Source organism: Pseudomonas sp. LBUM1656 (assembly GCF_059716065.1).
On sequence record NZ_CP166800.1, the window covers coordinates 1,880,267 to 1,907,227 of the forward strand.

Annotated in this window: 25 protein-coding genes and 4 tRNA genes; 19 read left to right on the plus strand and 10 right to left on the minus strand. The window is 59.7% G+C overall.

Annotation, left to right across the window (positions count from 1 at the left end; all coding sequences use genetic code 11):
* The first annotated feature begins 117 nt into the window (after nucleotides 1-117).
* From ACA072_RS08380 to ACA072_RS08395, 4 genes are read left to right on the plus strand one after another with little or no spacing between them, the layout of a single operon-like run.
* On the plus strand, nucleotides 118-522 hold the full coding sequence (locus ACA072_RS08380) for a MarR family winged helix-turn-helix transcriptional regulator (protein ID WP_497623943.1): 405 nt from the start codon (nucleotides 118-120) through the stop codon (nucleotides 520-522).
* A gap of 52 nt (nucleotides 523-574) precedes the next feature.
* Nucleotides 575-1,783, plus strand: a complete 1,209-nt coding sequence (locus ACA072_RS08385; protein WP_497623944.1) for an MFS transporter — start codon at nucleotides 575-577, stop codon at nucleotides 1,781-1,783.
* Complete coding sequence (locus ACA072_RS08390) at nucleotides 1,780-1,902, plus strand: hypothetical protein (protein WP_256597486.1); 123 nt, start codon at nucleotides 1,780-1,782, stop codon at nucleotides 1,900-1,902. The genes ACA072_RS08385 and ACA072_RS08390 overlap by 4 nt, the downstream gene beginning before the upstream one ends.
* 55 nt (nucleotides 1,903-1,957) lie before the next feature.
* Nucleotides 1,958-2,509: a glutathione peroxidase gene (locus ACA072_RS08395; RefSeq protein ID WP_497623945.1), complete on the plus strand. Its 552-nt coding sequence runs from the start codon at nucleotides 1,958-1,960 to the stop codon at nucleotides 2,507-2,509.
* Between the two features lie 89 nt (nucleotides 2,510-2,598).
* On the opposite strand, the gene ACA072_RS08400 is transcribed toward ACA072_RS08395, so the two are convergent.
* From ACA072_RS08400 to ACA072_RS08410, 3 genes are all read right to left on the minus strand, one after another.
* Nucleotides 2,599-3,870, minus strand: a complete 1,272-nt coding sequence (locus tag ACA072_RS08400; protein WP_497623946.1) for an OmpP1/FadL family transporter — start codon at nucleotides 3,868-3,870, stop codon at nucleotides 2,599-2,601.
* Between the two features lie 146 nt (nucleotides 3,871-4,016).
* Complete coding sequence (locus tag ACA072_RS08405; RefSeq protein WP_109628671.1) at nucleotides 4,017-4,499, minus strand: hypothetical protein; 483 nt, start codon at nucleotides 4,497-4,499, stop codon at nucleotides 4,017-4,019.
* A gap of 277 nt (nucleotides 4,500-4,776) precedes the next feature.
* Nucleotides 4,777-5,001, minus strand: a complete 225-nt coding sequence (locus tag ACA072_RS08410) for a hypothetical protein (RefSeq protein ID WP_008031832.1) — start codon at nucleotides 4,999-5,001, stop codon at nucleotides 4,777-4,779.
* Nucleotides 5,002-5,942: 941 nt separating this feature from the next.
* On the opposite strand from ACA072_RS08410, the gene ACA072_RS08415 reads away from it, so the two are divergent.
* Both ACA072_RS08415 and ACA072_RS08420 read left to right on the plus strand, forming a co-directional pair.
* The gene (locus ACA072_RS08415; RefSeq protein ID WP_497623947.1) at nucleotides 5,943-6,266 is read left to right on the plus strand and encodes a sel1 repeat family protein; all 324 of its coding nucleotides are present in this window, start codon (nucleotides 5,943-5,945) and stop codon (nucleotides 6,264-6,266) included.
* Between the two features lie 175 nt (nucleotides 6,267-6,441).
* Nucleotides 6,442-7,806, plus strand: coding sequence for a DNA recombination protein RmuC (locus ACA072_RS08420; protein ID WP_497624957.1), 1,365 nt, complete (start codon nucleotides 6,442-6,444; stop codon nucleotides 7,804-7,806).
* A gap of 161 nt (nucleotides 7,807-7,967) precedes the next feature.
* Here ACA072_RS08420 and ACA072_RS08425 read toward each other — a convergent pair whose 3' ends face one another.
* On the minus strand, nucleotides 7,968-11,438 hold the full coding sequence (locus tag ACA072_RS08425) for a hybrid sensor histidine kinase/response regulator (RefSeq protein ID WP_497623948.1): 3,471 nt from the start codon (nucleotides 11,436-11,438) through the stop codon (nucleotides 7,968-7,970).
* Nucleotides 11,439-11,677: 239 nt separating this feature from the next.
* A complete protein-coding gene (locus ACA072_RS08430) occupies nucleotides 11,678-12,217 on the minus strand; it encodes a TetR/AcrR family transcriptional regulator (protein ID WP_497623949.1) in 540 nt (179 codons plus the stop codon).
* 91 nt (nucleotides 12,218-12,308) lie between these two features.
* On the opposite strand from ACA072_RS08430, the gene ACA072_RS08435 reads away from it, so the two are divergent.
* From ACA072_RS08435 to ACA072_RS08450, 4 genes are all read left to right on the plus strand, one after another.
* Nucleotides 12,309-13,502, plus strand: coding sequence for an MFS transporter (locus ACA072_RS08435; protein ID WP_497623950.1), 1,194 nt, complete (start codon nucleotides 12,309-12,311; stop codon nucleotides 13,500-13,502).
* 42 nt (nucleotides 13,503-13,544) lie between these two features.
* The gene (locus ACA072_RS08440; RefSeq protein ID WP_497623951.1) at nucleotides 13,545-13,856 is read left to right on the plus strand and encodes a cupin domain-containing protein; all 312 of its coding nucleotides are present in this window, start codon (nucleotides 13,545-13,547) and stop codon (nucleotides 13,854-13,856) included.
* Nucleotides 13,857-13,962: 106 nt separating this feature from the next.
* Nucleotides 13,963-15,114 carry a TDT family transporter gene (locus tag ACA072_RS08445; RefSeq protein ID WP_497623952.1) on the plus strand — a complete coding sequence of 384 codons (1,152 nt, stop codon included), beginning with the start codon at nucleotides 13,963-13,965 and terminating at the stop codon, nucleotides 15,112-15,114.
* A 99-nt stretch (nucleotides 15,115-15,213) separates the two neighbouring features.
* Nucleotides 15,214-17,088 carry an MFS transporter gene (locus ACA072_RS08450; RefSeq protein WP_497623953.1) on the plus strand — a complete coding sequence of 625 codons (1,875 nt, stop codon included), beginning with the start codon at nucleotides 15,214-15,216 and terminating at the stop codon, nucleotides 17,086-17,088.
* A 115-nt stretch (nucleotides 17,089-17,203) separates the two neighbouring features.
* Here the strand turns inward: ACA072_RS08450 and sugE are convergent, their stop codons facing one another.
* From sugE to rdgC, 3 genes are all read right to left on the minus strand, one after another.
* Nucleotides 17,204-17,518 carry a quaternary ammonium compound efflux SMR transporter SugE gene (gene sugE / locus ACA072_RS08455; protein ID WP_027922462.1) on the minus strand — a complete coding sequence of 105 codons (315 nt, stop codon included), beginning with the start codon at nucleotides 17,516-17,518 and terminating at the stop codon, nucleotides 17,204-17,206.
* Nucleotides 17,519-17,637: 119 nt separating this feature from the next.
* Nucleotides 17,638-18,603 carry a bile acid:sodium symporter family protein gene (locus tag ACA072_RS08460; RefSeq protein WP_497623954.1) on the minus strand — a complete coding sequence of 322 codons (966 nt, stop codon included), beginning with the start codon at nucleotides 18,601-18,603 and terminating at the stop codon, nucleotides 17,638-17,640.
* Between the two features lie 177 nt (nucleotides 18,604-18,780).
* Nucleotides 18,781-19,701 carry a recombination-associated protein RdgC gene (gene rdgC / locus ACA072_RS08465; protein ID WP_497623955.1) on the minus strand — a complete coding sequence of 307 codons (921 nt, stop codon included), beginning with the start codon at nucleotides 19,699-19,701 and terminating at the stop codon, nucleotides 18,781-18,783.
* 160 nt (nucleotides 19,702-19,861) lie between these two features.
* Here rdgC and ACA072_RS08470 point away from each other — a divergent pair.
* The 4 genes from ACA072_RS08470 to ACA072_RS08485 all read left to right on the plus strand — a co-directional run bounded on the left by ACA072_RS08470 (nucleotide 19,862) and on the right by ACA072_RS08485 (nucleotide 20,403).
* Nucleotides 19,862-19,937 (plus strand) — tRNA-Val (locus ACA072_RS08470).
* An 18-nt stretch (nucleotides 19,938-19,955) separates the two neighbouring features.
* Nucleotides 19,956-20,032, plus strand: a tRNA-Asp gene (locus ACA072_RS08475).
* A 199-nt stretch (nucleotides 20,033-20,231) separates the two neighbouring features.
* A tRNA-Val gene (locus ACA072_RS08480) sits at nucleotides 20,232-20,307 on the plus strand.
* A 19-nt stretch (nucleotides 20,308-20,326) separates the two neighbouring features.
* Nucleotides 20,327-20,403: transfer RNA gene (locus tag ACA072_RS08485), tRNA-Asp, on the plus strand.
* 292 nt (nucleotides 20,404-20,695) lie between these two features.
* On the opposite strand, the gene ACA072_RS08490 is transcribed toward ACA072_RS08485, so the two are convergent.
* Together ACA072_RS08490 and ACA072_RS08495 are read right to left on the minus strand one after the other, a co-directional pair.
* On the minus strand, nucleotides 20,696-21,829 hold the full coding sequence (locus ACA072_RS08490; RefSeq protein WP_497623956.1) for a catalase family protein: 1,134 nt from the start codon (nucleotides 21,827-21,829) through the stop codon (nucleotides 20,696-20,698).
* Entirely contained in the window at nucleotides 21,826-23,637 is a 1,812-nt protein-coding gene (locus tag ACA072_RS08495; RefSeq protein WP_497623957.1) for a di-heme-cytochrome C peroxidase, read from the minus strand. Before ACA072_RS08495 ends, ACA072_RS08490 begins: the two co-directional genes overlap by 4 nt.
* Nucleotides 23,638-23,905: 268 nt before the next feature.
* Here ACA072_RS08495 and bamJ point away from each other — a divergent pair, with 268 nt between their 5' ends.
* The 5 genes from bamJ (at nucleotide 23,906) to ACA072_RS08520 (ending at nucleotide 26,600) form a co-directional block, all read left to right on the plus strand.
* Nucleotides 23,906-24,619: a BamJ family beta-barrel-assembly machinery protein gene (gene bamJ, locus ACA072_RS08500; protein WP_497623958.1), complete on the plus strand. Its 714-nt coding sequence runs from the start codon at nucleotides 23,906-23,908 to the stop codon at nucleotides 24,617-24,619.
* A 293-nt stretch (nucleotides 24,620-24,912) separates the two neighbouring features.
* Nucleotides 24,913-25,368, plus strand: a complete 456-nt coding sequence (locus ACA072_RS08505; RefSeq protein WP_497623959.1) for a YkvA family protein — start codon at nucleotides 24,913-24,915, stop codon at nucleotides 25,366-25,368.
* Nucleotides 25,369-25,482: 114 nt separating this feature from the next.
* Nucleotides 25,483-25,824 carry a helix-turn-helix domain-containing protein gene (locus ACA072_RS08510; protein WP_497623960.1) on the plus strand — a complete coding sequence of 114 codons (342 nt, stop codon included), beginning with the start codon at nucleotides 25,483-25,485 and terminating at the stop codon, nucleotides 25,822-25,824.
* On the plus strand, nucleotides 25,821-26,192 hold the full coding sequence (locus tag ACA072_RS08515; protein WP_003223109.1) for a hypothetical protein: 372 nt from the start codon (nucleotides 25,821-25,823) through the stop codon (nucleotides 26,190-26,192). The genes ACA072_RS08510 and ACA072_RS08515 overlap by 4 nt, the downstream gene beginning before the upstream one ends.
* On the plus strand, nucleotides 26,193-26,600 hold the full coding sequence (locus ACA072_RS08520) for an SEL1-like repeat protein (protein WP_497623961.1): 408 nt from the start codon (nucleotides 26,193-26,195) through the stop codon (nucleotides 26,598-26,600).
* Nucleotides 26,601-26,961 lie beyond the last annotated feature (361 nt).

Below are 26,961 nucleotides of genomic sequence, written 5' to 3' on the forward strand. Positions count from 1 at the left end.
ACGCCAATCATGTGGGAGAGGGCTTGCTCGCGAATGCGGTCTGCCAGACACTTCGATATCCCTGACTGAACTCATCTGTAACTTGATTTAACACACTCGCGGGTATATACACGCACCATGCTCGACTCTCAATGTTTATGCATCAACCTGCGTCGCGCCGCCCGTGGCGTCAGCAGGCATTACGACGGCGCTCTCGACGGCTTCGGGATCAACGTTGCCCAGTATTCTTTGCTGTGCAATCTGCAGCGCCTGAATGAACCGAGTATTTCCACCCTGGCCGATGCCATGGGCCTGGACCGCAGCACCCTGGGGCGCAATCTTCGGGTGCTCGAAGGTGAGGGCCTGGTCACGCTGGTCGAGGGTGAGGACATGCGTAACCGCATTGTCCGCCTGACCCAGGCGGGTGCCGATCGCCTGACAGCGGCCTTGCCGGCGTGGGAAGCGGCACAGCAGCGGTTGGTCGATCGTCTGGGTGCCGAAAAACGCGAAACCTTGTTGCGATTGCTGGACGAACTGGCGTGATGCCGGTTTTTCCGATCTTAAGCGGGTATATACCCGCTACCGGAGAATAAGAATGACCTCGATGTGGCGTACGTGCGGTTGGGTTTTGGTGGGGAGTGCGCTGATCCTGGCATTGTCTTTGGGCGTGCGACACGGCTTCGGCCTGTTTCTGGCACCCATGAGTGCCGAGTTCGGTTGGGGCCGTGAGACGTTTGCGTTTGCCATTGCCTTGCAGAACCTGATCTGGGGCCTGGCGCAGCCATTCACCGGCGCGCTGGCTGACCGTTTTGGCGCGGCGAAAGTGGTGCTGGTCGGTGGCGTTCTGTACGCCTTGGGCCTGGTGTTCATGGGCTTGTCCGACTCGGCTGTGACGTTGTCCCTCAGTGCCGGTCTGTTGATCGGCCTGGGCCTCTCGGGCACGTCGTTCTCGGTGATCCTCGGCGTGGTCGGTCGCGCCGTGCCGCCGGAGAAACGCAGCATGGGCATGGGCATCGCCAGCGCCGCCGGTTCGTTTGGCCAGTTTGCGATGTTGCCCGGTACGCTGGGGTTGATCGGCTGGCTGGGCTGGTCCGCGGCATTGCTGGTGTTGGGCCTGCTGGTGGCGCTGATCATCCCGCTGGTTAGAATGCTCAAGGACAAACCGCTGCCGGTGTTCGGCCATGAACAAACCCTCTCCGAAGCGCTGCGCGAAGCCTGTTCCCATTCGGGGTTCTGGTTGCTGGCGTTCGGCTTTTTTGTCTGCGGTTTCCAGGTGGTGTTCATCGGTGTGCACTTGCCGGCGTACCTGGTGGATCAGCACCTTCCCGCCACGGTGGGCACCACGGTGCTGGCGCTGATCGGGCTGTTCAATATTTTCGGCACGTACACCGCAGGATGGCTCGGCGGGCGCATGTCCAAGCCGCGCTTGCTCACCGGTTTGTATCTGCTGCGGGCGGTGGTGATTACGCTGTTCCTGTGGGCACCGGTCACCACGACCACCGCTTACCTGTTCGGCATGGCGATGGGTTTCCTGTGGCTGTCGACCGTGCCATTGACCAACGGCACGGTGGCGACCTTGTTCGGTGTGCGAAACCTGTCCATGCTCGGTGGGATTGTTTTCCTCTTCCACCAGCTCGGTTCGTTCCTCGGCGGCTGGTTGGGCGGGGTGGTGTATGACCGAACCGGGAGCTATGACTTGATCTGGCAAGTGGCAATCCTCTTGAGCCTGTTGGCCGCCGCCCTAAACTGGCCAGTGCGTGAGCAGCCGGTTGCGCGCCTGCAAACCCGAATGAGTGCGATATGAACAGTCTCTGGCCGCGAATAGCCGTAGCCGCTGTCGGCGCCTTGTTGCTGGCGCTGGCCTGGTGGGGCTGGCATCAGGGCGGACTGGCGCTGATGCAGTTGGGAATGGGCGCTTGCTAGGAACGGGCGAGGGCGAGTAACTTCGTTTGTGACCATTGATCAAGGATGCACCGACATGCTGATGCGCTGGATTGCAGTCCCCGCGTTGCTGGTGGCGTTTACCGGATTGGCAACAGCGGCCGAGTGCCCAGAGCTGTTGCAGGGCTCGTTGCCCAAGCTGCGCGCCAAGGAATCCATCGACCTGTGCCAACGGTTTGAGGGTAAACCGCTGGTGGTGGTCAATACCGCAAGCTTCTGTGGTTTCGCCCCCCAGTTCAAAAGCCTTGAGGCGCTGAATCAGCGTTACAAGGATCAAGGGCTGGAGGTGATCGGCGTTCCGTCCAATGACTTCAAGCAGGAGTCCAAGGACGGCGCCGAGACCGCCAAGGTCTGCTACGTGAACTACGGCGTAACCTTCACCATGACCGAGCCGCAGAAAGTCCGCGGCGACGACGCGACTCACCTTTTCAAGATCCTCGCCAAGCAGAGCAGCGCGCCGAAGTGGAATTTCTACAAATACGTGGTCGATCGCAAGGGTAAGGTGATTGCCAATTTCTCCAGCCTGACCAAGCCCGACGATCCCGAGTTCATCGCGGCGGTAGAAAAAGCCCTGGCCTCGCAACCCTGATTGACGCCCACTAAAAAGCCCCGCCTCTGTACAAGAGCGCGGGGCTTTTTTGATTCAGGCGGCGAGTGTTTCAGGCTCGCCGTAAATCATCAGAAGCGGTAGGTCGCGCCGACACCGAAGCCGTTCGCATAGTTTTCATACTTGGCGTTGTAGTTCTGGCCACGGTTGTTGCTGTTGTCGACTTTGACCGACTCTTCACGCAGGTACGAGTACGCCACGTCGATGGTCAGGTCGTCGGTCGGGCTCCAGCCAGCGCCCAGGCTGAAAATCTTGCGATCGCCAGTCGGAATGCGTGGGGAACGGTCGGTGTTGTTGGTCGGCGCCTGGTCGACGGACAGACCGGTACGCAATACCCATTGCTTGTTCAACTGGTAGGACGCGCCGATGGCGTGAGCCCAGGTGTCGTGCCAGTTCTGTTCCTCGGTGATGGTGCCGAACTGACCGTTCAGGACCGCCGGAACACCTTTGTTATCGACGGTGATTTCTTTCAGGCGGCTCCAGCGAGTCCAGGTGCTGCCTGCGTAGAGGGTCCACTGGTCGTCCAGCTGATGAGTGACCGAGAAGTCCACCGATTCAGGCGTGGTCAGGTCCAGCGAGGCGTCGTACTTCTGGCTTGGGTTCTGACCGATCAGGCCCAGCACGTTGTAGTCGACCTTGGAGTTGCCCTCGAGCTTGTACTTCACTTTCGAGTGGTAGGTCAGGCCGACGCGGGTGCTGTCGGTAGCCTGCACCAGCACGCCGATGTTGTAGCCCAGCGCAGTGTCGTCACCTTCGATCTTGACCTTGCCGTCCGGCGCGGCCTGGGTGATCGACAGGTTCGATTCCAGGGTGCCGTCGATGCGGTTGATGGTCGGACCGAAGCCGATGGAAACCTTGTCGTTGAAGGCGTAGCTGACAGTCGGTTGCAGGGTGACGATCTTGACTTCGCTCTTGCTGCCGAAGTAACGGCCGGCAAAGCCTTTCTCGTAATCGGTCACCAGGCCGAATGGAGCGTAGACGCCGAAACCGACGGCCCAGTGGTCATCGATTGGCTTGACGTAGTAGCCCATCGGCACGCCCATGAAAGGGACCATGTCACCTTTGTTGGAACCGCCATTCGGACTGGAGCTGGCGTCACTGATGTCAGTGTGCGCGTCGATGAATGCAACACCGCCGGTCACTTGTTCGCGCTTGAGGCGAGACATGCCGGCAGGGTTGCCTGCAATGGTGGATGCGTCGTCGGCAGAGGAAGATCGCCCGGCAAAACCTGTTCCCATCCCGCTGATGCTTTGTTCGTTGAGGGCAAAGCCACTTGCGAAGATCTGGGTGGATGCCATGGCAACGGCGAGGCTAATGGTGGTTTTGAGCATTACTTTTTTCATTATTAGAACTCCTGGTGATCACCGGGGCGAAAATTACCAACATTTTCGTCCCAGCGCTATAGGCTGTATGGCTTGAGTTAGAGCGGTTTTGTAGGACAATCCGACCAGATTCGCGACCCGTTACAGGATCTTTGGAAACCGGTGGGTCAGCAGGCGACCTGATTCATGGGTGAAACACAGGTTTGCCAAGCGTAGGTGAAGTCGCGCAGGCGACCTTGAGGCTGAAAAGTCTGGCGCCAGATTCGGGCCATTCCCAACAAATCATCTGCGGCGGGGAGGGGAGTGTTCTGTTCTTCCACCAGCAGCCAGGCGATGGCAGTGGCGTAACGCAGGTTGACGGTCAATTCCAGGTGCGGTCCGCTGAGAAAGGCATGCTGACTGGCGAGGCCGCGCACGAGGCTCGCGCGCTCCGGGTCCAGGGCCAGGTAGTGATCCCAGAGGGCCTGATGGCGAGGTTCGGCGATTCGGTAAAGGCCGTGCCCACGGCGGTCATGCAGGGCGGAACCAAGGGCTGACTGACTGGCGGCGATGCCCAGCAGCAGGGATTCGGCAGTTGCGCTATGGCGCCCAAGGTAAATCAAAGTCGGGCGGATCACATAACGGCACAGTTCGCTGGCAGCGATACCCATAAAGCCCTCGGAACATGAAGTGGGCGGCGATACCTGAAGGGAGCGTTGGCAGCGGGTAAATCGAATCAGGCTCGCCGGAAGCGGAACAAGCCGCTTGAGTTGAAGTGTAGTGTCATATTCGCGCTGTAAAGGACTGTTTTTAAAATATTTGTGGCTTCGAGTTATAACCGTTATATCGGTTAGTGCTTAGGCGCAAGCGGCCTGATGAGAAATACCAGGCAATAAAAAGCCCCGCTTTTTGAGCAGGGCTTTTGAGGTTTTCAGTCTTTCTGGCGTATCAGGCAACCAGTGCCTGACGGGTACGCTCGATCACGGCCTGCAGCGGTTCTGCGCTGGAGTATTGATCGGGGTAGAGGCGTTCGCTGTGACGAGCGATGCCGTGTTCGTTGACCAGAGTGAAGCTGAAGCAGCCTTTGCGAGCGGCCATGATCAGGCAGTTCATTGGTGCAAAAGCGTTGGTTAGGGTGCGGATGGCATCCTGGGTGTGGATTTGAGTAGTCATTAAATGGGTGTTCCTACAAGCGACACGGATAAGAGCCGTGCAAAATTAAAACGTTCCAGTGACGACGACCACCATTGGTCGAACGAAGAACCCGACTGGAACAAAGCAGCCAGTTTGAAGCGCTGATAATTGGCGCGCTTGGGCTGGCAGGTAGGTACTTAGGAGGGCAGGCAACACATCAAGGGCAAAGGTTCTGGGCCCGGGGTGAAGATCCTGATCAATTTGCAGGCTGGTTCGGTCAGAGTAAGTGAGCTTCGCAACACCCTTTGCTTTCGATTCAAAGGCTGTGTTGGCGCAAGGTTTACCTGGAAACCATCGAGGTGGTCGATCCCGCTTGTTCGGTAGAGGCTTCCTTTGGGAAGGCTGACCGGGAGGATTTGTTCGACCAGAATTGACTTTCAGCTTGGTACTAACGCCGCGGATACTAACGGATCGAGTGGGCGAAGGGAAGCGTGAAAGCAAAATAAATGCAGAGCCTCGCAATCTTGCTCCGCATTGGGCCAATTTCCGACCACTGGTCCTCTGTCCGGCACATGCCCGGGACAGGGGTTTGCCAAGGTTATCCCCAGAAGCGGTCCGCAAAACGCTCCGAAAAAGCGCATCGATATAACTGCAGCGAAGGTACTTGTGCACATAAGTTGCGCAGACTGTAACCGCACTGTCATCCGCGCGCCGACCACAGTGGGTGCCTGTACTGAAAATTTAAGTCAATGAAAAACATCGCTTTTTTTTACTGGTGAAAAAATCGTCAGTTTGACTGCGAGCCCCATTCCACAGGGCTTTGCGAGAGTTCAAGGGCGGTTGTCCACTGAGTTATCCACAGCTTCTGTGGATTGTCCCGAGCGCTTGCTCTAGGACGGGCGTGCCGGGTTTTTTTAGACTTTACCTGTAAGAAAAAAAGAGTAGAGTGGCGCGCCTTCCGATCTGCCCCACAGTGCTTTATGAAGTTTCGCTCCGTATCAGTTTCTGCCACCTCTACACCTCCCGGTGTTACCCCTCCCAAACGCTTTTCGATGCGAGTGGCAGAGTGGTTGCTCGATAGCCCGCGCCTGGGTGAAAACACCAACGTCAAACATTTCGCCGGGCGTTTGCTCAAGCAGCCTGCCCGTGAAGGTGTCGTGGCTGCGCAAAGTCGCCTCGGCCAGCTGATGTGCCGCGAATGCGGCAATGCCCGCGATCGCCGCATTGGCCAGGACCTGCTGCGCCAAGCCGCACGGGCAGGGGATCTGCGCGCCCTTCAGGAACTGGGCCTGGTCGAAGACTGAGCTGTCCAAGTTCTGACGCCTTGGTTACCCTTCAAGCTTAATCTCATCGGCAGGAGTCGCTATGGCTATGGACTTGACCAGCATTTTGCTCGGTCTGGCGGGCGCTGCATTGCCATTGCTGGTACTGGCCTGGCAGATCCAGCGCCGGGCGAGCACGGGGCAAGCCGAGGTGGCCTTGCTGGAAGAGCGCCTGGCCATGTCGCAACTGGCGCAGGACGGTTTGAACGCTCAGCTTGAAGCCTGCCGCGATGAAATCGGTGATCTGAGCCAGGCCAACGGCGCCAAACAGGCAGAACTGGCCGCCCTGCGCCGTGAAATCGAACTGCTGCAAATCGAGCGCGACGACGCGCGCGATGCGTCTCACGCCTGGAACATCGAACGGGCCGGCAAAGAAGCCGAGCTGCGGCGCCTGGACGCCCGGGCGGCTTCGCTCACCGCCGAACTGCGTGAGCAGCAGGACAGCCATCAACAGCGCCTCAACGACCTGCAAGGCTCGCGTGACGAGCTGCGCGCGCAGTTCGCCGAGCTGGCGGGCAAGATCTTCGACGAGCGTGAACAGCGTTTCGCCGAAACCAGCCAGCAGCGTCTGGGCCAGTTGCTCGATCCTTTGAAGGAACGCATTCAGTCTTTCGAAAAACGCGTTGAGGAAAGTTATCAGGCCGAAGCCCGCGAACGGTTTTCCCTGGCCAAGGAGCTGGAGCGCCTGCAGCAACTGAACCTGCGCCTGAGCGACGAAGCCACCAACCTCACCCGTGCGTTGAAAGGCCAGAAAACCCAGGGCAACTGGGGTGAGCTGATTCTTGAGCGCGTGCTGGAACATGCCGGGCTGGAGAAGGGCCGCGAGTACCAGACCCAGGTCACGCTCAAGGGCCCGGACGGTGAGCGTTTCCAGCCGGACGTAATCATTTATCTGCCGGGCGACAAGCAGGTGGTGGTCGACTCCAAAGTCAGCCTCACGGCCTATCAGCAATACGTGGCAGCCGAAGACGATGCCATCGGCCAGATCGCCATCAAGCAGCACGTGCTGTCGCTGCGCAATCACGTCAAAGGCCTGTCGGGCAAGGATTACAAGCGACTCGACGGCTTGCACAGCCTGGATTTCGTCTTGCTCTTCGTGCCGATCGAAGCAGCGTTTTCCGCTGCCTTGCAGGCTGAGCCGACGCTGTTTCAGGAAGCCTTCGACCGCAACATCGTCATCGTCAGTCCGACCACGTTGCTGGCGACCCTGCGGGTCATCGACAGCCTGTGGAAGCAAGAGCGCCAGAGCCAGAACGCCCGGGAGATTGCCGAGCGCGCCGGGTGGCTGTACGACAAGTTCGTGTTGTTCATCCAGGACCTGGATGAAGTCGGCAATCGCTTGCAGCAACTGGACAAGGCCTACAGCTCTGCGCGCAACAAGCTGACAGAAGGGCGCGGCAATCTGGTCAGTCGCAGTGAACAGTTGAAGTTGCTGGGTGCGCGCGCCAGCAAGAGCTTGCCGGCTGATCTGCTGGAGCGGGCGATGACCGATGTCGATGGGTTGGCTGAGTTGCCTGAATAGGTCAAAAGCCAAAAGCTTCGTCGGAACGCCGCCCGGAGCAAGCCCGCTCCCACAGGTTTTTTGTGTTGTTCACTCTATGTGCGCAACAACTCCGATCCCCTGTGGGAGCGGGCTTGCTCGCGAAGGCGTCAGCACTGCCACCAAAGAACTCAAGCCTGCGATCACAACGGCAAATGCCGACTCAACAACGCCCGCAACGCCGCCGGTTTCACCGGTTTGGCCAGGTACTCCAGGCCAGCCGCATGTACCTGGGCCACCGTCTCTGGCCGGCCATCGGCACTGATCACCACCCCCGGCACCGGTTCCCCAAGCTGGGTGCGCAACCACGCCATCAACTCGGTCCCGGTCTCGCCATGGTCCAGGTGGTAATCCACCAATGCCAACTGCGGATGTACACCGTTCTTCAGTAGCGCTGCGCACTCATCACGGTTGCGCGCGGTCCAGACCTGGCAACCCCAGCGTGTCAGCAGGCTGTTCATGCCAATCAGGATGCTGTCTTCGTTATCGATGCACAGCACCTGCGCGCCGCTCGACACATGGCCATTGAGCTCGCTGACCCTGGCCGGCGCGACGGCTTGTGCCCGTGCCAGCGGCACGCTGACACTGAACACGCTGCCACGTCCAGGCCAGGACCGTACGCGCAAGGTGTGACCCAATACGCGACACAACCCGTCGGCAATCGCCAGCCCCAGGCCCAGTCCTTTCTCGGCGCGCGTCTGGTGGCTGTCGAGGCGTTTGAACTCCTCGAAAATCACCTGCAGTTTGTCTTCCGCAATTCCCGGCCCACGGTCCCAGACCTCCAGGCACAACTCGCCCTTGCGCCGCCGGACGCCGAGCAGCACCGGCCCCTTGGCATAACGGAAAGCGTTGGTCAGGAAGTTCTGCAGGATCCGTCGCAGCAATTTGATGTCGCTGTCGATCCGCATCGTGGTGCCCCGAACCCGGAATTTCAGCCCTTGTTCCTGAGCCAGTGCCTTGAACTCGGCGCCGAGCGCATCAAACAGTTCGTTGAGCGCGAAGGGTTTGATGTCCGGGTTGATCTTGCCGTTTTCCAGGCGGGAAATGTCCAGCAGATCGCTGATCAGGTCCTCGGCCGAACGCAACGAACTGTCCAGGTGATGAACCAGTTTCTGTGCCTCGCTGGACAGGCCATCGTCTTGATGGGAGAGGGCGGCGGAGAACAGGCGTGCGGCATTCAGTGGCTGCATCAAGTCATGGCTGACCGCTGCCAGAAAGCGGGTTTTCGACTGGTTGGCCAATTCAGCGGTGCCCTTGGCTTCGGTCAGGGCCACGTTGAGCTGCGACAGTTCATGGGTCCGTGCGGTGACGCGCTGCTCAAGGCCTTCGTTGGCTTCGGTCAGCGCTTGCTCGGCTTCGCGGAACGCGGTGATGTCGGTAAAGCTCATGACAAAACCGCCGCCGGGCATCGGGTTGCCGATCAGCTCGATCACACGCCCGTTGGGGAACAGTCGTTCAGAGGTGTGGGCGCGGCCCTGGCGCATCCAGTGCAGGCGGCGGGCGACGTGCACTTCGGCTTCGCCGGGGCCGCACAGCCCGCGTTCGGCGTTGTAGCGAATAATGTCGGCAATCGGTCGGCCAAGCCTGATCAGCCCGTCCGGGTAATTGAACAGCTCCAGATAACGCCGGTTCCAGGCCACCAGTTTTAGCGACTGGTCGACCACGCTGATGCCCTGGGTGATGTTTTCGATAGCGCCTTGCAACAGGGCACGGTTGAACTGCAGCACCTCCGAGGCTTCGTCGGCGATGCGGACTACATCCTCCAGTTGCATTTCCCGACCTTCGATGGCGGCTTTTACCACCGCGCGCGTCGAAGAAGCGCCGAGTACACCGGCCAGCAAACGTTCGGTGTGAGCGATCCATTCGCCGTCGGCGTTCTGGTTCGGATTGAAGCCTTTGCCTTGGCGGTAGGCAAAGCGGATGAAGCTCTGCCGCGCGCGTTCTTCACCGACGAAGCGTGCGGCCAGTTGCAGCAAATCGTTGATCTGCACTGCCAGCATCGAGCGGGCGCTGGGGCGCGCGCTGATTTCCTGACCGATGAAACGACCGGCCTGCCAGTGCTCCGACACCCGCGTGCGTGACAGCACCGACACCCAGGCGAACAGCGTGAAGTTGGCCGCCAGCGACAGCACCACGCCTTGGGTCAGCGGGGTTAGCGGCAGGTCCAGCGGGTTGCTGTGCAACCAGGCCAGCCCTGGGAAACTGCTCAAGGACAAGCCGAGGCTGTGGGCCGCGATCGGCAGAATCAGGGTGTAGAACCAGAGGAATGTCCCGGCGGCGAGGCCAGCAAATACACCCCGACGGTTGGCCTGCTTCCAGTACAACGCGCCGAGCATGGCCGGGGCCAGCTGGGTCACGGCGGCGAAGGCAATCTGGCCGATGGTCGCCAGGCTCGCGGTCGAACCGAGCAGGCGATAACTGACGTAGGCCAGCAACAGAATCACCACGATGCTGACGCGGCGCACCGAGAGCATCCATTGGCGGAACACTTCGAACGGCCGCTCGGCGTTGTTTCGGCGCAGCAACCACGGCAGCAACATGTCGTTGGAGACCATGGTCGACAGTGCCACGCTGGCAACGATCACCATGCCGGTCGCCGCCGAGGCACCACCGATAAAGGCCAGCATCGCCAAGGCCGGATGAGCTTGGGCCAGGGGCAGGCTGATGACAAAAGAGTCCGGTAGCACCGAGCTGGGCAGCATCATCTGACCGGCGAGGGCGATCGGTACGACAAACAATGCCGCCAGCGCCAGGTAAGCAGGGAACACCCATTTCGCCAGGCGCAAATCCTGAGGGTCGATATTTTCTACCACCGTCACGTGGAACTGTCGGGGCAGGCAGATGATCGCCATCATCGCTACGCCGGTCTGCACCACCATCGACGGCCAGTTGATGGTTTCCTTCCAGTACGCCTCCAGGCGCGGGGCGAGCATGGCCTGATCGAACAGGTCTTCAAAGCCGTCGTACAGTCCGTAGGTGACGAACGCGCCGACGGCGAGAAACGCAAACAGCTTGACCAGCGATTCGAAGGCAATCGCCAGCACCATGCCGCGGTGGTGTTCCGTGGCGTCGAGGTTGCGCGTGCCGAAGACAATGGTGAACAGCGCCAACACCAGCGACACGATCAGCGCCGTGTCCTGGGCGCGGGTGCCCATGGCGTCGGCGCCGGCGCCGATCAGCAGGTTCACCCCGAGGACGATGCCTTTGAGCTGCAAGGCGATGTAAGGCAGCACGCCCACCAGGCAGATCAGCGCCACGACCACCGCCAGTGACTGGGATTTGCCGTAGCGGGCGGCGATGAAGTCGGCGATGGAGGTGATGTTCTCCTGTTTGCTGATCATCACCATTTTTTGCAGGACCCACGGCGCGCAGACCAGCAGCAGGATCGGCCCCAGATAGATCGGCAGGAATGACCAGAGTTGTTCGGCGGCCTGGCCGACGGCGCCAAAGAAGGTCCAGCTGGTGCAATAGACCGCCAGCGACAGGCTGTACACCCACGCGCGCACTCGGGGCGGCAACGGTGTGCTGCGACGGTCGCCGTAAAAGGCGATGGCGAACATGATGGCCATATAGGCCAGGGCGACGGCGGCGATCAGCCCGCTGGACAGCGACATGGGAACTCCCGACAAAAGACACCCGGGACTCCCGCCCGGTCAGACAGTCTCGCACGATGGCCGGGGTTAGTCAGTGTCGACCAAGGTCGTGGCGTGGCGGGGTGTCGCAGGGTTTCAGTCAGTTGGATTTTTCACTGCCTGCACTGGCCTCTTCGCGAGCAAGCCCGCTCCCACATTTAACCGAGTACTCCGATGGAATGCGATTAAAGGTGGGAGCGGGCTCGCCCGCGAAGGCGGCCTCACTGATTCAACGCAATCTCGATCAACTGATCCAATTCCTCAACCTCTAACGGCGCCGCCGAAAACAGGATACGAAACACCGTCGGTGCCGCCACCAGATTGATCAGCCGATCGACGCTCGGTTTCGGCTGATCCGGGTAACGGTCCAAAATCGTCTGCAATTGCCCGCCAATGATCGTCGCGCAATAAACCGGTGTGACGCTGCTTTGCACGTCGCGCAGCATGTTCCGGCCGGGCTCGGAACTCATCTCATCCAGATACTGCTCCGCCCAGGCCCGCACATCACCGCGCAAGCTGCCGGTGTCCGCCGGCTCGCTTTCCGGGCGCAGGCGGGCGAGGGCGACATCGGCCAGCAACACCGACAAATCGCCCCAGCGCCGATAGATCGTCGACGGCGTCACCCCCGCACGCGCAGCGATTTGCGGGACGGTCACGGTGGCGCGATCCTGCTCTTCGAGGAGTTGGCGGACAGCCGAATGAATCGACTCTTGCACCCGGGCGCTTCGACCGCCGGGGCGTAAACCTTCTTTAATAGCCATACGGCGGACCTTAACACAAAGAATTTGCTTTAAGCGCTGGCCAGTAGCACACTCCGCAAAAGCAACAAATTAGCTTTTGCGGAGTGTGCACATGTCCAGCTCGATATCAAACCGTTCCAGCCTGTGGTTTCTGGCGATCACTTTACTGAGTTTTCTCGCCGCTTCCACTGCGCCGACGCCCCTGTACCATTTGTATCAGGAACACCTGCAGTTCTCGGCGGCGACCCTGACCCTGATCTTCGGCGTGTACGCCATCAGCTTGCTCGCCGCGCTGCTCACAGTGGGTTCGCTCTCGGATTACCTGGGACGCAAACCGGTGATTTTCACCGCTGTGGTGCTGAACATGCTGGCGATGCTGCTGTTCATCAATGCCGACAGCGTCGCCTGGTTGATCAGCGCCCGGGTGCTTCAGGGCTTTGCCACCGGGATGGCCACGGCTGTATTGGGTGCCGCGCTGCTCGACACCGATCGCCAGCAAGGTCCGCTGGTCAACAGCGTCGCGCCGCTGCTGGGCATGGCGGCGGGAGCCATGGGTTGTGGTTTGTTGGCCGAGTTTGCGCCGCTGCCGCTGCAATTGACCTTTTGGGTGCTGCTCGCACTCTTCGGGTTGCAGGCGTTGTACGTCTGGCGTCTTCCGGAAAGCGTCAGCCCACAACCGGGCGCGCTGGCTTCGCTGCTTCCGACCCTGCATGTGCCGGTCCAGGCTCGGCGCGTGTTGTGGCTGGTGATGCCGCTTAACACCGCGGCGTGGGCGCTCGGTGGCTTCTTTGCCTCCCTCGCGCCGTCCCTAGTGCGGACGGCCACCGGATCGACTTCGAATCTGATTGGCGGTGCGACAGTGGCTGCGCTGACCGTCACTGGCGCATTGATGATCTACACCTTGCGCAGCCGCCCGGCCGACAAAGTCCTGCGGGTCGGCGCAAGCATTTTGCCCGTGGGCGTGGCGCTGATTTTATTGGCGGTCCACAGCGCCAGCCTGCCGCTGTTTTTCATCGGGACGCTGGTGGCCGGATGCGGTTTTGGCGCCAGCTTCCTCGGCGCGTTGCGCAGCGTCGTGCCGCTGGCTCTGCCTCACGAACGGGCCGGATTGATGTCGGCGTTTTATGTGCTCAGCTACCTGGCGTTCTGCCTGCCGTCGTTGCTGGCGGGGAACCTGACGCGGGCCGTTGGTCTGGTGGCCACCACCGATGGCTATGGCGCGGTGCTGATTGTCCTGTCGCTCGGCGCTCTGCTCGCATTGATGCGTCAGCAGCCAGTCAAAGTCTGTGGCGCGGATGTTCGATGACCGCTAGCCTTGGCACCGCCCCTTATTTCGACGGAACGCCCGATGAAGATCATCCGCAGCAAATCCTTCACCGCTGACCGTGCCTGGGGCGCCCTGGACATCGCCAACATGAACGGCATCACCACCCGTTTGCACTGGACCGACCAGCCGTATAAATGGCACGTCAACGACGGGCAGGAAGTGTTCGTCGTGCTCGATGGCCAAGTGCGGATGCACTATCGCGAGGAGGGTGTAGAAAAGGAGGCGCTGTTGGACGTGGGCGATATTTTCTATGCGTCGGTCGGCACCGAGCACGTCGCCCATCCGCTAGGTGCTGCAAGAATCCTGGTAGTCGAGACTGAGGGCAGCGCTTGATGCTATATCTGTAAAACAGATAACAGTTAGAGATATTACCCGTTATATAGATATTCGATTCAGATCTACCATGAATTCCACCTCACAAGAGGAAGAGGAATTCACCATGACATGCCCCGACACCACCACTCTCGGTTTCAAACCGCTCAGCCATTTGCCGCACCCGCTTGAAGTCATTCGCCAATTCACCCCCAACTGGTTCGCCGCGACCATGGGCACAGGCGTGCTGGCCTTGGCGCTGGCGCAATTGCCCGTCGCCGTACCCGGTCTGCACGCGGTGGCCGAAGGTCTGTGGCTGCTCAATATCTGTCTGTTTGTATTGTTCACCGCAGCGTACGCGGCACGCTGGGTGCTGTTCTTCGATGAGGCACGAAGGATTTTCGGCCACTCCACGGTCTCGATGTTTTTCGGCACCATCCCCATGGGGTTGGCGACCATCATCAACGGCTTCCTGGTGTTCGGCTTGCCGCGTTGGGGCGACGGTGTGATTCATGTCGCCGAAGTGCTGTGGTGGCTCGATGTGGCCATGTCTGTGGCCTGCGGCGTGCTGATTCCCTACATGATGTTCACCCGTCAGGAACACAGCATCGACCAGATGACAGCGGTCTGGCTGTTGCCGGTGGTCGCGGCGGAAGTGGCTGCCGCCAGTGGTGGTCTGCTGGCACCGCACCTGGCCGATGCCCATTCGCAGCTGGTGGTGCTGACGACCAGCTACGTGCTGTGGGCCTTTTCCCTGCCGGTGGCGTTCAGCATTCTGACGATCCTGTTGCTGCGCATGGCGCTGCATAAACTGCCTCACGAAAACATGGCCGCCTCCAGCTGGCTGGCGCTGGGGCCGATCGGCACCGGGGCCTTGGGCATGTTGCTGCTGGGCGCCGATGCGCCGGCCATCTTCGCGGCCAACGGTCTGCCGGGCATCGGTGAAATTGCTGAAGGGCTGGGCCTGGTGGCCGGGATTACGCTGTGGGGCTTCGGTTTCTGGTGGATGCTGATGGCGGTGCTGATCACCGTGCGTTACCTGCGCGACGGCATCCCGTTCAACCTGGGCTGGTGGGGCTTCACCTTCCCGCTGGGCGTCTATTCTCTGACGACGTTGAAACTGGGCAGCACCTTGAACCTGGCATTTTTCAGTGTCTTTGGCGGCGTGCTGGTGGCGATGCTGGCGGTGATGTGGCTGATCGTCTCCAAACGCACGGTGCAGGGCGCGTGGCGGGGCGAGTTGTTTGTCTCACCTTGCATCGCAGGATTAAACAAATAACCGGCAAAGATTAGGTAATGTGTGGCCTGGATCGACGTTCGACATTCCAATAACAGTTAGCCAAGCCACTCTCTACCCAATCTCAGGGACACATGGAAGATGAGCCACCCCTCACAGTTCACCTTGCTTCGCACCCGGCGCTTCCTGCCATTCTTTATTACGCAGTCCCTCGGGGCGTTCAACGACAACATCTTCAAGCAGTCGTTGATCCTCGCCATTCTGTACAAGTTGACGATCGAGGGTGACCGTTCGATCTGGGTCAACCTGTGCGCGTTGCTGTTTATCCTGCCGTTCTTTCTGTTCTCGGCACTGGCCGGCCAGTTCGGGGAAAAGTTCGCCAAGGACGCGCTGATTCGGCTGATCAAGCTCGGGGAAATCGCCATCATGGCGGTCGGCGCGGTCGGTTTCCTGTTCGATCACCTGTCGCTGATGCTCGTGGCGCTGTTCGCCATGGGCACCCACTCGGCGCTGTTCGGGCCGGTAAAATACTCGATCCTGCCCCAGGCTCTGCGCGAAGAAGAGCTGGTCGGCGGCAACGGGCTGGTGGAAATGGGCACGTTCCTGGCGATCCTCGCCGGGACCATCGGCGCCGGGATCATGATGTCGTCCAGTCATTACGCGCCCATCGTCTCCATTGCGATCATTGGTATCGCGGTGCTCGGCTACCTGGCCAGTCGCAGCATTCCCCGGGCGGCGGCCTCATCGCCGCAAATGCGTCTGAACTGGAACATCTTCAGCCAATCCTGGGCCACCTTGAAACTGGGCCTGGGGCAAACGCCTGCGGTGTCGCGTTCCATCGTCGGTAACTCGTGGTTCTGGTTTGTCGGGGCGATTTACCTGACGCAGATCCCGGCCTATGCCAAGGAGTGGATGCACGGCGACGAGACCGTGGTGACGCTGATCCTGACGGTGTTCTCGGTGGGTATCGCCCTCGGCTCAATGCTCTGCGAGAAACTCTCCGGACGCAAAGTCGAGATCGGCCTGGTGCCGTTCGGCTCGTTCGGGCTGACGGTGTTCGGCTTGCTGTTGTGGTGGCGTTCCGGCGGTATTCCAGACAGCGTTGCTGGCCATGGCTGGATCGAAATCCTCGGGTTTGGCCACACCTGGCTGGTGCTGATCGATATTCTGGGGCTGGGGATTTTCGGTGGTTTCTACATTGTGCCGCTGTATGCGCTGATTCAGTCGCGCACCCCCGAGAACGAGCGGGCGCGGGTGATTGCCGCCAACAACATTCTCAACGCACTGTTTATGGTGGTGTCGGCGATTGTCTCGATCGTCCTGCTGAGCATGGTCGAGCTGTCGATCCCGCAACTGTTTCTGGTGGTGTCGCTGCTCAACATCGGCGTAAACGCCTACATCTTCAGCATCGTCCCGGAATTCACCATGCGCTTCATGATCTGGCTGCTCAGCCATTCCATGTACCGCGTGGAGCATCGCAACCTCGATCTGATCCCGGATGAAGGCGCGGCGTTGCTGGTCTGCAACCATGTGTCGTTCGTCGATGCGTTGCTGATTGGCGGTGCAGTGCGTCGGCCGATTCGCTTTGTCATGTATTACAAAATCTACAACCTGCCGGTGCTGAACTTTATCTTTCGCACAGCCGGGACGATTCCGATCGCGGGTCGCCAGGAAGACATTCAGATTTACGAAAAGGCCTTCACGCGGATTGCCCAATATCTGAAGGACGGTGAGCTGGTGTGCATCTTCCCGGAAGGCAAGTTGACCGCTGACGGGGAGATGAGCGAGTTCAAGGGCGGGCTGGTGCGGATTCTCGAAGAGACACCGGTGCCGGTGATTCCGCTGGCGCTGCAAGGGTTGTGGGGGAGCTTCTTCAGCCGCGATCCGGGCAAGGGGTTGTTTCGTCGTTTGTGGTCGCGGGTGACGTTGGTGGCGGGGCAGGCGGTGGCTGTTGAGGCGGCGGAGCCGGCGGCGTTGCAGGCAATGGTCGGGGATTTGCGTGGGACAGTCAGATAGACGGTGGCTTTAAGGGCCTCTTCGCGAGCAAGCCCGCTCCCACACTTGGTTGCACTCTTTCAGGAAGAACTCGATCAAGTGTGGGAGCGGGCTTGCTCGCGAAGGGGCCAGTGGCCTAAGCGCTGACCTTGAGCCCAACCAACCCGGCAATAATCAACGCCACACTGGCCAGCCTGAACAGCGCCATGGATTCACCAAACAGAATGATCCCGGCGATGACGGTACCCACGGCACCCACGCCCGTCCAGATCGCATAGGCCGTGCCCAGCGGCAATTCCTTCATGGCAAGGCCCAGCAAGCCAAGGCTGATGGCCATGGCAGCAACGGTCAGTGCGGTAGGGAGAGGGCGGCTAAAGCCGTCGGTGTACTTCAGGCCAACGGCCCAGCCGACTTCGAACAGGCCGGCGAAAAACAGAATGATCCAGGACATGAAAGACCTCCATCGATTGACGGGGTCGTCCCCAGATTCATGACTCGATCGAGCCGCGAGGTCGTCCTCGCGTTGCGCCATAGAGTGCCCATCATTAACCCGGGGATCAAGTTTTCGAGTTACTCGGCCGCTTGCTGGGCCACGGTTTCCCGGTCTTCTTTTTCGCTCATGCGACGGAAGTACGTCGAGAGCAACGCCCCGGAAATGTTGTGCCAGACGCTGAACAACGCGCTAGGCACCGCCGCCAGTGGCGAGAAGTGCGCACTGGCCAGCGCGGCGCCCAAACCGGAGTTCTGCATGCCGACTTCCAGCGCCAGGGATTTGCGCTGGGCCAGTGGCAACTTGAACAGGCGCCCGGTGAAGTAACCCAGCAGATAACCGAAGCTGTTGTGCAGCATCACCACGGCCATGATCAGCAGGCCGGACTCGGCAATCTTCGCCTGACTGGCGGCCACCACAGCGGTGACGATGATCACGATGCTCACCACCGAAATCAGCGGCAATACCTCCACCGCATGGCGAACCCGATCGCCTAACAGGCGCTGTGCAACGACGCCGAGCACGATCGGCAACAGCACCACTTGCAGGATCGACCAGAACAGCTCCATGAATGACACCGGCAGCCACGCAGAGGCCAGTAGCCAGATCAGCGCCGGCGTCAGCAGAGGAGCGAGGAGGGTGGTGACGGCGGCGATGGCCACCGACAGCGCCAGGTCACCGCGCGCCAGCCAGGTCATCACGTTCGACGAGGTGCCGCTTGGGCAGCAGCCGACCAGAATCACGCCGACGGCGATTTCCGGCGGCAGGTGAAACGCCTGGCAGAGCAACCACGCCACGCCGGGCATGATCACGAAATGTGCAACCACGCCCAACGCCACGCGCCACGGATGGCGAGCGACCTCGGCGAAGTCTTCGAGTTTGAGGGTCAGGCCCATGCCGAACATCACCAGGCCCAGCAGCGGTACGATCGCGCCTTTCAGGCCGATGAACCACGTCGGCTGCAGAAACGCCACGACGGCGAAGATCAGCACCCAGTAAGCGAAGGTGTTGCCGACAAAACGACTCAATGCAGCGAGGGCGCGCATGGCCTGATCCTTATTTTAATTAACCCACAAAAACCAATGTGGGAGTGGCGGTGCGACGATTCGACTTGCTCGCGAAGACGGACTGACAGTCAACATTGATGTTGAATGTTCTGACGCTTTCGCGAGCAAGCCCGCTCCCACATTTGATCCGGCTCCTTCAGGAGGAGCCGGTTGTTTTCAGATCCCTTGCGGAAGCTCTTCACCGCCCAACGCTTCAACCAATGCCGGCAGGAAATCGCCGAAGGTCAGCATCATCAGGGTGAAGCTGGCGTCCAGCTGGCCGAGGGCTTCTTCGCCGCCGTCCTGTTCCGCCTGGTCTTGCAGCAGGTCTTCGAACTTCAGGCGCTTGACCACCATCTTGTCGTCGAGGACGAAAGACAGCTTGTCTTGCCAGGCCAGCGACAGTTGAGTCACCACTTTGCCGGTGCTCAAGTGCAGTTGAATCTCTTCGCTGGTCAAGTCCTGACGCTTGCAACGCACGATGCCGCCATCTTCGTGGGTGTCGCGCAGCTCGCACTCGTCCAGCACAAAGAAGTCATCCGCGGCTTTCTGGGTGGTGACCCATTCAGTCATGGTCGCGGTCGGCGACATTTTAACGGTCAGTGGACGTACCGGCAGTGTGCCGACAACTTCACGCAAGGTGGACAGCAAGTCTTCGGCACGTTTCGGGCTGGCCGAGTTGACCAGGATCAGGCCTTGCTTCGGCGCAATGGCGGCGAAGGTCGACGAACGACGGATAAAGGCACGCGGCAGGAACGCCTGGATGATTTCATCCTTGATCTGGTCGCGTTCCTTTTTGTAGACCTTGCGCATTTGTTCGGATTCGATCTCTTCGACCTTTTCCTTCACGGCGTCACGCACGACGCTGCCCGGCAAGATGCGTTCTTCCTTACGCGCGGAGATCAGCAAGAAGTCGCCGCTGACGTGCACCAGGGGGGCATCTTCGCCTTTGCCGAACGGCGCGACGAAACCGTAGGTGGTCAACTCCTGGCTTGCACATGGACGCGCCAGTTTGGTGGCCAGTGCAGTTTCCAACGCCTCGGCATCAAAAGGCAGATCTTGGGTCAGGCGATAGATAAGCAGGTTTTTGAACCACATGGGGCGAGTCTCTCCTTTATACAAAGGGGGGCATTATTCTCTTAGCGAAGCCATAGGCCAACCCTTCTCTAAGCCTTTGGAAGGCCTGCAAAAATTATTTAAAAAAGTGCTTGCCAGAGGTGGGGTCGCTCCGTAGAATGCGCGCCACACCGAAAGTGAAGGGTGATTAGCTCAGCTGGGAGAGCGTCTGCCTTACAAGCAGAATGTCGGCGGTTCGATCCCGTCATCACCCACCATTCGCTTTAGTGTTACGCGCAGCGGTAGTTCAGTCGGTTAGAATACCGGCCTGTCACGCCGGGGGTCGCGGGTTCGAGTCCCGTCCGCTGCGCCATATTCGGTAATCTGGAACGCTGAACGCCAGGTCACCACGGAAAAGCCCGCTAACGCGGGTTTTTTTCTGCCCAAAGTTTGTACGTTGTTCCTGCAGGTCGTGTCGTTTCAGCGGTTTTCAGATTTTTTTGAAAAATTATTCAATTAAATCAACACTTTATGAAAATCTGTGGCACAATGCGCCCCGCAACGAAGGTAAAGGGTGATTAGCTCAGCTGGGAGAGCGTCTGCCTTACAAGCAGAATGTCGGCGGTTCGATCCCGTCATCACCCACCACTTACTTTCAACGCTACGCGCAGCGGTAGTTCAGTCGGTTAGAATACCGGCCTGTCACGCCGGGGGTCGCGGGTTCGAGTCCCGTCCGCTGCGCCATATTCGGTCACCTGGAACGCTGAACGCCAGGTCACCACACAGAAAGCCCGCTTAATGCGGGCTTTTTGCTGTCTGGAATTTGGCTTTGTAGTGGGTCCACTGAAATAGCGACCTGTTCGAGTAATGTCAGTTGAGCGCCATCCAATGTGGGAGCGGGCTTGCTCGCGAAGACGACGGGACAGTCAACATTGATGTTGCCTGACACACCGCTTTCGCGAGCAAGCCCGCTCCCACAGGTTCCGCACCTGACCAGCATTTATCTGTTCGGGTCGCTTTTTCGTTTTCGCCTTGCCTATTGCTCGGCGTTGCGGCTGTGGCGGTAATCGCTGACCGCTTCATACACCGCTTTGCGCAGACGGTTGATGCCACCAATCGGTCGATGGGCTTCAAGCCCGAACCACGGATTGAACGACTGGTTGTCGCATTGAACGTTCAGCGCCGGCGTATCGAAGTCCTGGGCGGGCAGTTTGATCCGGGCCACGGTTTCGAACGGCGCATCCTTTTCCTTCCATTCAATACTGGTGTCCTCGATCGGCATATATTTGCCCGGATCCTGCCGTTGGATCTGCAAGACAAAGCACGCGGGCACACGATCCGTCGACAATTGCTGGTTCAGCGCATTGCGTAAAAAATTCGGCAGCTTCTGGTTCTGCGCCGGCAGCGTGTAGGCCGGGCAATTGTCGGGATCCGGCGTCACCCGAAACTTCGCGTTGGCGTCACCAAACGTGTAGGGCGAAACCGAAAAGTACGTCGTCTGCGTCGGGCTTTCCGGGGCGGGAGAGAGTGTCGCCAAGGCAATAAACAGATGACGAACCTGCCACGTGCGCGGATCCCAACCCGGGAAAAACGCCATCAGCTTCTTGCCATCCGCCTGGGCGGCCACATTCTGACGGTATTCGGCGACATCGCTGACGAAGAAGTTCGGGTGGCTGAACATTACAAAGTCCTGTTCCCCACGGCTTGGTTGATCGGCGAGCAGTTGTTTGCCGGGCACATCGAGCAACTTGATCGCCATGCCCCGGGCATCGCGGATACTGTCGAATTGCGGATAGGCATTGCCGTTGGAAAGCCGCATCGTCGCGTTCCAGGTTTTGCCAGGTTCGCTGAACACACCCTGACGCAGCTCAGTTGCCAGATCCGGTAGCACCTGAACTTCGGCCTTCACGCAGCCATGCGCCTTGGCATGCGCATCGCGCAAGTAGCGGGTGCTTTCACGGTGCTGATCGACGATGCGCACGGCCGTCTGGATGATGTCCTGCGTCATCGCCGCTTCGCCGTTCGGGATCAGTTCTTCCGCCGAGACCGGTCCACGGTGCTGCCAGGCAAACCACGCCGTGGCCAGCGCCCAACCGAGTAATCCCAGGCCCAGCAACCCCAACAGGGTTTTGCCGAGAAAGACGCCAAACCACCTCCACAGTCTGCTCATGGCAAATGTGCCTCCAACGGGCCGCCCAGCACTTTCAGGTACTCCAGCAAGGCCCAGCGTTCCTCCGGTTGCAGCAGGCGACCGATGACGCCGCTACCGCGCTTGCCTGCCCGGAATTCGTGGCCGCTGTTGTGATTGCCGGTGATCCGCGTGTCGAACTTGAAGCCATTGGTGAAGACTTCGATGCGATAGCCCAGGTGCCTGGGGTCGTACTCGAACGTGCCTTTGTAGAAGGTCGTGGCGCGTTCATCCTGAGGCGAGAGCAGTTGATAGAGGCTCGGCACCGAGCCGTTGTGCAGGAACGGAGCCGTCGCCCACACGCCGGCCAATGGGCGGGCCTTGTAGGCGCGCAATTCACGCACGCCAATCGGCAGGCCGAAGCCATCCATGTCCGGGCGCTCGGCCTCGGAAATTTTCGCCTCGCGGTAAGCGCGGTTTCCTACGAACGCGGTGACATAGGCCAGGCCTTTGGCTGACGAGAGTTTGCTCATATCCAGCGGTTCGTCGGGCGGCGGCTGCAACTGCACATCCAGTTTCGCCAGCTCTGCCGGGTCCCATTGCAAGGCGCTGAGGTCGAAGCGATGGTCGGCGATGTTATTGGCGGCGCCCGGGTCTGTGCCGATGTAGTCCACCGGCAGCATTTTCAGGTGTTGCACCCAGCGTCCGTTGGTCTGGACCGACCGAGGCACGTGGCAACCGGCGCAGTTTTCGCTGAACAATTCGCGACCTTTGGCGGCCAGGGGCTTGTCGACAGCGCCAAGAACGTCTTCCGGCCAGGCGGGAGGTTTGAGCCGTTGCAGGGTTTGTTCGATCTGGTGCAGGTCGCGCAAGCGGACACTCGACGGATAGCGCTCTTCACCTTTGAGCGGTTGGCCGTTGGCGTCGAAGAAACTCAGGGTGGCGCCGACCCCAAGCGCCTCGCCGATGTTGCGGGCCATCGGCTGTTGCGCCGAACCGTTCCATTGCACCCAGTCAAAGGTCCACATGTCCCACAATTGCGGGTAGTCCACCGGGGCATTCGCCACGCGGTAATTATCGGCTGAAATCGCGTCGCCGAAGCTGGCGTTGGCGATGCGCCCGAAGGCGTCGGTACGGCCGGGGCCTTCCTCGGTCGGGTAGAGCCCGCGATGGGTGTCGTTCCAGGCCACCTTTACGAAGGTATCAAGCGAGGTTTTGAAGTCTTTGCGCAGTTGTTCGCGGCGGGTGTCGTAGTTCTCACCGAGCACGTTGCGGGCGAAGCGTTCGAATTTCCACGGGTTGTAGTACGTCGAGGCCAGACTGGCGACCAGTGCTTGTCCGAAACTGCCGCCGCGCAGTGTAGGAACACTGGAAGGCAAGACATGCTGCGCCGAACCTCCATCGATGCGCACGGCCTGGCCATTGAAACGCAATTCACCGGTGTGGCAGGCGGCGCAGGTGATGTCGAGGAATTCTCCCTGGCTGCCGGGGTTTTGATGGCGGGCAAAACCCACGGGCAAGTTGCCGGGGTTGTTGGTCGGTGTGTCCTTCTGGTCGCGGTCGATCAGAAAGCCAAAGCGTGCCAGGTACTCGGGGGCGGCAAATAGTTGTTCCGAGAAGGGCAGTTCGAGTTCCTTGAACCAGTCGTAGCGCAAGCCTTTGACCTGAGTGCCCTGGGGGGTGAAGTAGTAAGCCTGGCGGTCGGCGGCGCTCCACTGTTCCAGGTAATGCACCTGTTGTGCAGGAGACCAGGTCGGCAGCTTCGGGTTGGCGACGTAGTACAGCACCACGGCCAGGCCCAGTCCCAACAGCACAGCAAACAACTCCAGCAGGCGGAATAAGAGGCGCAAGATAAACATCCTTGTCGATTTGTAGCTCTCTTATGCCTCAGTGGCTAAGGTGCGGCAAGTGGCCATTACGCCAGATGCTGTGGGATCCGGTTCCGTCTCTATGGGCCCAAGATGACAGAAGCTTCATCCTTCCAATCCCGAAATGCGTTAAAACACCTGAACTTATCAGAAGTTTCCTGCTCTCATGCCGGTAGCCATTGGTCGTGGCCGCCTGATAAGCTCGCGGCTTTACTCGATTGCCCTTTAGGCGCATGAACAAGGAAATAGCATGAAACAGCATCGGTTGGCGGCGGCGGTGGCCCTGGTTAGCCTGGTACTTGCGGGTTGTGATTCGCAGACCAGCGTAGAGCTGAAAACCCCGGCGCAAAAAGCTTCCTACGGGATTGGCCTGAACATGGGCAAGAGCCTGGCTCAGGAAGGCATGGATGACCTGGACTCCAAAGCCGTAGCTCAAGGCATCGAAGATGCCGTCGGCAAGAAAGAACAGAAGCTGAAGGATGACGAGCTGGTTGAAGCCTTCGCAGCACTGCAGAAGCGTGCTGAAGAGCGTATGGCCAAAATGAGCGAAGAGTCGGCATCCGCCGGCAAGAAATTCCTCGAAGAAAACGCCAAGAAAGCCGGTGTCACCACCACTGCTTCGGGCCTGCAATACGAAGTGGTCAAGAAAGCTGATGGCGCACAGCCTAAGCCGACCGACGTAGTGACCGTTCACTACACCGGCAAGCTGACCAACGGCACTACCTTTGACAGCTCCGTCGAGCGTGGCAGCCCGATCGATCTGCCGGTCAGCGGTGTGATTCCGGGTTGGGTCGAAGGCCTGCAACTGATGCACGTTGGCGAGAAGTACAAGCTGTACATCCCTAGCGAGCTGGCCTACGGCGCTCAAAGCCCAAGCCCGGCGATTCCAGCCAACTCGGTGCTGGTATTCGACCTGGAACTGCTGGCGATCAAGGATCCAGCAAAAGAAGACGCCGCCAAGTAATCAGCGTCTGCTTTAAAAACAACGCCTCGCTTTATGCGGGGCGTTGTTGCATCTGGCGTTCAGCAAGGGTAAACAAAGCGAACGGACGCTGTACGTTGCAGTCATAGCCATTGAGGACGTCGTGCTAGCCGCGCCGGCGCGCCAAGTCAATGAAATCTTGGGTTTTTTTATGTGAGTAAAAAACGCCCGATCTGAGTTGAGCCCTTATGAAACGGGCCTTTCAGCCGTGAAATATAGCTCTGTTCACAAGGTTATCCACAATTTGTGTGGATAACATTTCAGCGGGAGGAATCATGAAAACACCTTGGAGTTTCGCTCGTTTCCTGCCACTTGCCGGACGCCTGCTCGCCCGTGGACGCCTGCCGACCCTGCTGTTCGCTGTCGCCAGCAAAGGCGCCAGTCAAGGCAACCGCCTGGGCAAGCTCAAGGACGATTTTCGCCTGTTGCAGGCCCTGTGCCTGGCCTACTGGCGTGGCGAGTACCGCGCCATCAGCCCGAAGGCGCTGATCTCGGTGGTGGCCGGCCTGATGTACTTCCTGAGCCCGGTGGACGCGATTCCGGACTTCATCCCGGTGTTCGGCATGCTCGATGACATCGCCGTGCTGGCCTGGTTGATGAAAGTCCTCGACGACGAACTCAATGCCTTCCGTGCCTGGCGCAAGCGCCAGTTGCCGGAGAAGCTGGTGGTGGTCGAGCGTCTCCCTGATACCCCTGAGCAACTTCAGCTTCAGGGCCCGAAAAAAACCTGATTTGATTGAGGATCGTCCTTATATTCATGCCCCCCGCGACCGTGGCCGCTGTTAGGATTACACTTCTAGGGAAAAGTGCCGACTCGCTAAGTGTCGTTGTCCTACGGGGAAGTCATGGATATTCAGATAATCACACGCGAAGGCGAGCCCGAATATGCGGTTTTGCCGTGGGCTCAGTATCAGGCTCTACTGAAAGCAGCAGGCATCAACGAACAACCGGCACCCGATAAGCCGGTGCGTCAAGCAACAGCACCAGACCAGATTCTTCCGGGGCTGGATCAACTACGCAGTTTGCGCGAAGGGAAGGGCATCGCCATTGAGGCGCTGGCCCGCACGGTAGGCATCAGCCCGTCTTATCTGGCCCTGATCGAAAGTGGCGAGCGTCTACCCGACGCTGCGATTCGCCGCAGCCTGGCCTGGGAACTGACGGTGCCAGGGTGGAGGGATGAATCGTGAGCGTACGCATCAGTCGTCAACATTGGGACGGGTTGCTCGGTGAGCTGGATCAGGCCCGCCGCCAGCGCCATCTGCTGACTTATCGAGCCTTGCTGGAGCGTTTGCAGTTGCCCACGCCGGCCATGCAAACCCTCACCGCTGCGTTGGAACATCTGGCTGCGCTGGACGCCAAGGCCGAGCAGCCGCTGCGCAGTTCCCTGGTGATCAGCCAGGGCGCCAGCCGCCTGCCTCGCACCGGTTTTTTCGAATGCGTCGAGCGTCTGGGGCGTTTCTCCGGGCCGTCCGACGGTGTGGCTGCCGCTTCGTGGCACGCCTCGGAAGTGGTGCGGGTGTTCGAATACGAGTACCCGGAATCGGCGGAGGCCTGAGTGTTTTTGAAACTCAAGGCACGGGCCGGTTACTGGCTGGCCCGCCGGTTGTTTCACTGGTCGTGGTTCGTGCGCCAACCCCGTGGCTGGAGCTGGCTCGAAGGCCAGTTCGCGCGCATGGCCAACCTGGGTGACGTCGGCGCGCAAAGCTTCTATGGCCACATCCTGACTTTCCGCGGCGTCGGCCTTGGGGCGCGTGAGGAAGGCGTTCGATTGCTGCGCCTGGCGGCGTTGGCGGGGGATGGCAAAGCGGCGTATCAGGTGGGGGTGATCAGTTTGGCGGGGACGCCGAGCAAGGCGCCGGATCCAGCTGAAGCGGCGAGATTCTGGGACATGGCGGCGAAGGCGGGGCATCCGTTGGCTGAGATGAAACTGAAAGAGCTGGCGTCTCGCGATTCAGCGAAATAGATACAAAGCTGTTCGACAAATGAACGTGGCGTGAGGGAAACCTCCGCCACGTTTGCGTTTTTGGCGTTTCGATTATTAGTGGCGGGGGCTTTAGAGAATTGCCCTACGCCAACATCGTCCGTTGCTGACTTCTTTCTTCGTTGATCACCCGCAAAGTGCTGCGCGTTTAAAGCCGTGTAAACCCATCGGAGATTTCCTTCGAGTTGTGGCGGCTTTCATGAACTGGTGCGTGACGTGTCTCATCGATAGTCTTTTGGCGGTCACTGCAAATTCAGTGACAGGGCGTGGAAGCCCTTCTATCGTTAGGCGCGTCAAGCGCCACCAGTTCGGCGTTTTTTCGTCTGTGTTTTATGGTGGCTGT

Coding starts and splice junctions, on each gene's coding strand:
- sugE (WP_027922462.1), bottom strand. CDS start 17,518: ATGTCCTGGATCATTCTGTTTTTCGCCGGCCTGTTCGAAGTCGGCTGG.
- ACA072_RS08440 (WP_497623951.1), top strand. CDS start 13,545: ATGAAGATCATCCGCAGCAAATCCTTCACCGCTGACCGTGCCTGGGGC.
- ACA072_RS08410 (WP_008031832.1), bottom strand. CDS start 5,001: ATGACTACTCAAATCCACACCCAGGATGCCATCCGCACCCTAACCAAC.
- ACA072_RS08380 (WP_497623943.1), top strand. CDS start 118: ATGCTCGACTCTCAATGTTTATGCATCAACCTGCGTCGCGCCGCCCGT.
- ACA072_RS08415 (WP_497623947.1), top strand. CDS start 5,943: ATGAAGTTTCGCTCCGTATCAGTTTCTGCCACCTCTACACCTCCCGGT.
- ACA072_RS08460 (WP_497623954.1), bottom strand. CDS start 18,603: ATGCGCGCCCTCGCTGCATTGAGTCGTTTTGTCGGCAACACCTTCGCT.
- ACA072_RS08405 (WP_109628671.1), bottom strand. CDS start 4,499: ATGGGTATCGCTGCCAGCGAACTGTGCCGTTATGTGATCCGCCCGACT.
- ACA072_RS08430 (WP_497623949.1), bottom strand. CDS start 12,217: ATGGCTATTAAAGAAGGTTTACGCCCCGGCGGTCGAAGCGCCCGGGTG.
- rdgC (WP_497623955.1), bottom strand. CDS start 19,701: ATGTGGTTCAAAAACCTGCTTATCTATCGCCTGACCCAAGATCTGCCT.
- ACA072_RS08400 (WP_497623946.1), bottom strand. CDS start 3,870: ATGAAAAAAGTAATGCTCAAAACCACCATTAGCCTCGCCGTTGCCATG.
- ACA072_RS08425 (WP_497623948.1), bottom strand. CDS start 11,438: ATGTCGCTGTCCAGCGGGCTGATCGCCGCCGTCGCCCTGGCCTATATG.
- ACA072_RS08490 (WP_497623956.1), bottom strand. CDS start 21,829: ATGAGCAGACTGTGGAGGTGGTTTGGCGTCTTTCTCGGCAAAACCCTG.
- ACA072_RS08510 (WP_497623960.1), top strand. CDS start 25,483: ATGGATATTCAGATAATCACACGCGAAGGCGAGCCCGAATATGCGGTT.
- bamJ (WP_497623958.1), top strand. CDS start 23,906: ATGAAACAGCATCGGTTGGCGGCGGCGGTGGCCCTGGTTAGCCTGGTA.
- ACA072_RS08390 (WP_256597486.1), top strand. CDS start 1,780: ATGAACAGTCTCTGGCCGCGAATAGCCGTAGCCGCTGTCGGCGCCTTG.
- ACA072_RS08395 (WP_497623945.1), top strand. CDS start 1,958: ATGCTGATGCGCTGGATTGCAGTCCCCGCGTTGCTGGTGGCGTTTACC.
- ACA072_RS08445 (WP_497623952.1), top strand. CDS start 13,963: ATGACATGCCCCGACACCACCACTCTCGGTTTCAAACCGCTCAGCCAT.
- ACA072_RS08505 (WP_497623959.1), top strand. CDS start 24,913: ATGAAAACACCTTGGAGTTTCGCTCGTTTCCTGCCACTTGCCGGACGC.
- ACA072_RS08385 (WP_497623944.1), top strand. CDS start 575: ATGACCTCGATGTGGCGTACGTGCGGTTGGGTTTTGGTGGGGAGTGCG.
- ACA072_RS08435 (WP_497623950.1), top strand. CDS start 12,309: ATGTCCAGCTCGATATCAAACCGTTCCAGCCTGTGGTTTCTGGCGATC.
- ACA072_RS08450 (WP_497623953.1), top strand. CDS start 15,214: ATGAGCCACCCCTCACAGTTCACCTTGCTTCGCACCCGGCGCTTCCTG.